General features: G+C 65.0%; 2 protein-coding genes and 1 pseudogene. 2 read left to right on the top strand and 1 reads right to left on the bottom strand.

Going from position 1 to position 3,733, the window contains the following annotated elements; genetic code table 11:
• Positions 1-901, bottom strand: a pseudogene (locus A5906_RS45455) (adenylate/guanylate cyclase domain-containing protein); the annotation flags it as partial.
• 431 nt (positions 902-1,332) lie between these two features.
• On the opposite strand from A5906_RS45455, the gene A5906_RS32100 reads away from it, so the two are divergent.
• Complete coding sequence (locus A5906_RS32100) at positions 1,333-2,886, top strand: glycosyltransferase family 39 protein (protein ID WP_245327039.1); 1,554 nt, start codon at positions 1,333-1,335, stop codon at positions 2,884-2,886.
• 98 nt (positions 2,887-2,984) lie between these two features.
• Positions 2,985-3,733: helix-turn-helix domain-containing protein (locus A5906_RS32095; RefSeq protein WP_245327024.1), on the top strand; the 749-nt coding region annotated here is incomplete at its 3' end.

The following is a 3,733-nucleotide window of genomic DNA, read 5'->3' as shown; positions in this document are numbered from 1 at the left end:
GGGCGCGGCCGCCGCAGACGCTGGCATGCGGCACGTTGTGGCGCAGGCTCGCCTCCAGCACGGAGAGGCCCTTTGGCACCCGCACCGTCTTGCCGTTGCCGTAGGACAGCGCGATCATGCCGCCGCGCCGCTCGCGCCAGGCCCGCGCGCCGCGCGCCACCAGCACCAGCCCCAGCAAACCGAAATATCCGGCGGTGAGGCCAAAGGTGATGCGGTCGAGCGTATTGGCTTCGGCGACCGAGCCGAGCTGGCGGCGCGTCAGATGGTGCGTGCGCCATTCGCCGTCGTCGGCATCCAGCATGACGCTGCGGCCGCCCTGGTAGACGCCAAGCAGAGACAGCGTCGGGATCAGCACTGCGGCCGCAAGCAGATAGGGCGCCGCGCGCGCGAAGAACGGTTTCAGGCGAAGCCAGAAGTAGATGCCGATGCAGCCGTGGATCCAGGCGATGATCAGCAGGATCGTCATGGTCCAGATACGGTTCGACGAGAAGAATAGGTAGAGTTCCTGCGGATAGAGCTTCTGGTGTCCATACAGCGTGAGGCCGAGCCGCACGCCGATCACATGCGCCATGACGAGGGCGGGAATGCTCAGGCCCAATAGGAGCTGGAGCGGCTCGATCGTCCGCCAGCGGAATTGCCGGCGCTGGTACAGTGCGTAGATGCCGAGGCCCATATGGGTGAGCGCCGCCGTGTAGAACACGATCGCGACGGGCAGGAACTGCCAGAATGCCGTATGGTAGTAGACCCCGGCCTCCATGGCGTCGACCGAGATGTTGCCGAGCGCATGGTTGAGGAAGTGGCTGACCACGTAAGAGAACAGGATGATTCCGCAAACGAGCCGTACCTGCCGCACGCTGGTCGCGCGGACGAGTTCGGGCATGTGGACGGGAGCGGTGGCCATGATTCGCTTGTATCAGTTCATCAAGGAGAACAGCCAGCCTAGCGTTTAATTCCCGCGGCGGACAGCTCGGCCGATCACATGCGCGGCAAGGTTACGAAATCGTAGGGTGTGCAAACGCGCGCACCTGCGCGCCGTGACCACCATCTTCCCCATCCTCTCCGCTGTCGTCCCGGACAAGCGCGCCCAAAGCGCGCACAGATCCGGGACCCACAGCCACAGGAAGAGGTTGTGCGACGGGCCGTTAACTCCGAGTCGTCGCCAAACTCCTCCCTGTGGTTATGGTCCCGGGCTCGCGGCTACGTCGCGCCCCGGGACGACAGGGAGAGGGCCTCCCCCCAACATTGACTCACCCTCCCAAGTCGGGGAAAAGCGCGGCCGTGACGATCGCTCCCGACAAATCCGAGAAGCCAGACGGCGCCGAACGCCGTCTCATGCTTGTCGCCCTGCTGATCATCGCGGCGATGACCGCGCTGCGCATCATCTATGCCTCCGCACTCGAGCTGCGCACGGATGAAGCCTATTACTGGACCTGGTCGAAGGAGGCGGCGCTCAGCTTCCTCGATCATCCCCCGGGGATCGCCTGGCTGATCCGTTTCGGAACCGCGATCTTCGGCGACACCACGCTCGGCGTCCGCTTCGGCGGTATCGTCGCGATGCTGGTGACGCAGCTGCTGCTCGCCGACATCGTCCGGCGCCTCACGCACGACGTACGTGCGATCGTGGCCGTCGTGCTCATGCCGGAGGCCGCGCTCTATTACGGCCTTCTGATGGCCAAGGTCGCACCTGACGTCGCCGCGATCCCGTTCGCGGTGGCGGTGATATGGTCCCTGGTGCGGCTGGCGCAGAGCGGCGACGGCCGCTGGTGGCTCGCAGCCGGCCTGTTCGCTGGCCTTGCGATGCTGTCGAAATTCACCGTGGTCATGTTCGCGCCGGCGGTTGCCGCCTTCCTGCTGGTGCCGGACTGGCGCTGGCGCTGGTTGCGCAGCCCTTACCCTTATCTCGCCGTGCTGATCGCGCTCGCGACCTTCTCGCCGGTGCTGATCTGGAACGTGCAGCACGACTGGGCCTCGTTCCGCTTCCAGGGCGTGCGCGCCACCACCAATTACGGCATCTCGCTGCGGACGTTCGGCGACTACATCGGCCTGCAATTGGGCCTCGTCGGCTTCGTCATGTTGCCGGTCGTGCTGTCGGCCCTGGCGATGACGGCGTGGCGCGGCTATCGCAGGCGCGAGCCGCTTGCGATCCTGTTGTCCACCGCGGTGCTGGTGCCGTTCCTCTATTTCCTGGTCAAGTCGCTGACGCTCCGCGTCGGCGACACCTGGCCGATGTTCATGTGGCCGGTGGGCTTTGTGGCTGCGGTCGTGAACCTCGTCACGCTCTCGCGTGAGAATCCGTCGGCGCGGATGATCCGGTCGGGCTTGTTCTGGATGAAGACGGCGATCGTCTCGGGCATCGCCTTCGTCGTCATCGTGTTCCTCTACTACGTCGTAGCGCCCTGGAATCTGCTCGGCAAGATCGATCCCATCGGCGGCGAGGCCGGCTACGAGCAGGTCGCCGCTAGGGCGCAGGCTGCCCTCGACGAGACAGGCGCGACCTGGATCGCAACCACGGACTACCGCACCTACGCCATGATGCGCTGGCTATTCCGGGGCCGCGTGCCCGTCATCGAGCTCAACGAGCGCGGCCGCTTCCAGGATTTCCGCGATCCCGGCATGGACAGGATCAAGGACCACGCCGGCATCTATGTCGGGCGCGAGCCCGACAACCGTTCGTCGCTGTGGGCTTCAATCCCCGCGAAGCGCGAGCCGCTCGGCGGAGTCGCGCGCAGCTGGCGCGGCGTTGTGACGGACACCTATGTAATTGAAAAGCTCTCCGGCTGGACGCCGGAACTGTCCCCGCCAAAGGACTCTCCACTGTTTTGGTGGAGGGTGCTGGCTTTCTTCCCCCTCTCCCCGCTTGCGGGGAGAGGGTTGGGGTGGTCCTGACCGGCTACATGGGTAACAGTCTAGACCGGCGACATGGGTAACAGGTCAATTGGTCGGCAAGGAGGGCCTTGCCGATGGGTTGGAAGGAGACCTGTGCCGTGGACGAGCGGATGCGTTTTGTGTTGGCGGCTGAGAAGGGCGAGGAGTCATTTGCTGCCCTCTGCCGGCGGTTCAATGTGAGCCGCCGGGTCGGGTACAAATGGCTGGGGCGGTATGAGGAAGAAGGGTTAGCCGGCCTGCTCGATCGCTCGCGGGCTCCACGGCATCATCCGCAGGCGATTGCGCCGGAAATTGCGGAGCGCTGCCTTGAAGTCCGGCGGGCGCATCCAACCTGGGGGCCAGTGAAGGTGAGAGCTTATCTGGAGCGAGCTGCGCCTAAAACCGAGTGGCCAGTGGCGAGCACGATCGGAGAGCTGTTTGATCGCGAAGGGTTGACGGTAAGGCGCAAGCTGCGCCGTCGCAGCCCGCCTTCGAGCGCGCCCTTTGCCGCATGTGAAGCCGCCAACGACGTCTGGTGCATCGACTTCAAGGGCTGGTTCCTGACGGGTGACGGCGATCGATGTGAGCCCCTGACGATCACCGATGCCCACAGCCGCTATCTTCTGCGCTGTCAGGCATTGCCCCGCACCGACACTGACCATGTTTGGCCGGTGCTCGATGCCGCCTTCCGCGAGTTCGGATTGCCTAACTTCCTGCGGTCGGACAATGGCTCTCCCTTTGCTTCGCGAGGTGCGGGCGGCCTGTCGCGCTTGTCGGTGAACCTGATCAAGGCCGGAGTGACGCCGGAGCGCATTGCTCCTGGCAAGCCGCAGCAGAACGGCCGCCATGAGCGCATGCATCTCACCCT

Origin of the sequence: Bradyrhizobium sacchari, from assembly GCF_002068095.1 — a bacterium.
Classification (GTDB): domain Bacteria; phylum Pseudomonadota; class Alphaproteobacteria; order Rhizobiales; family Xanthobacteraceae; genus Bradyrhizobium; species Bradyrhizobium sacchari.
The sequence above is the reverse complement of the archived record's forward strand: the minus strand, read 5'-3'. Positions and strand labels throughout refer to the sequence as shown.

Coding starts and splice junctions, on each gene's coding strand:
- A5906_RS32100 (WP_245327039.1), top strand. CDS start 1,333: ATGCTTGTCGCCCTGCTGATCATCGCGGCGATGACCGCGCTGCGCATC.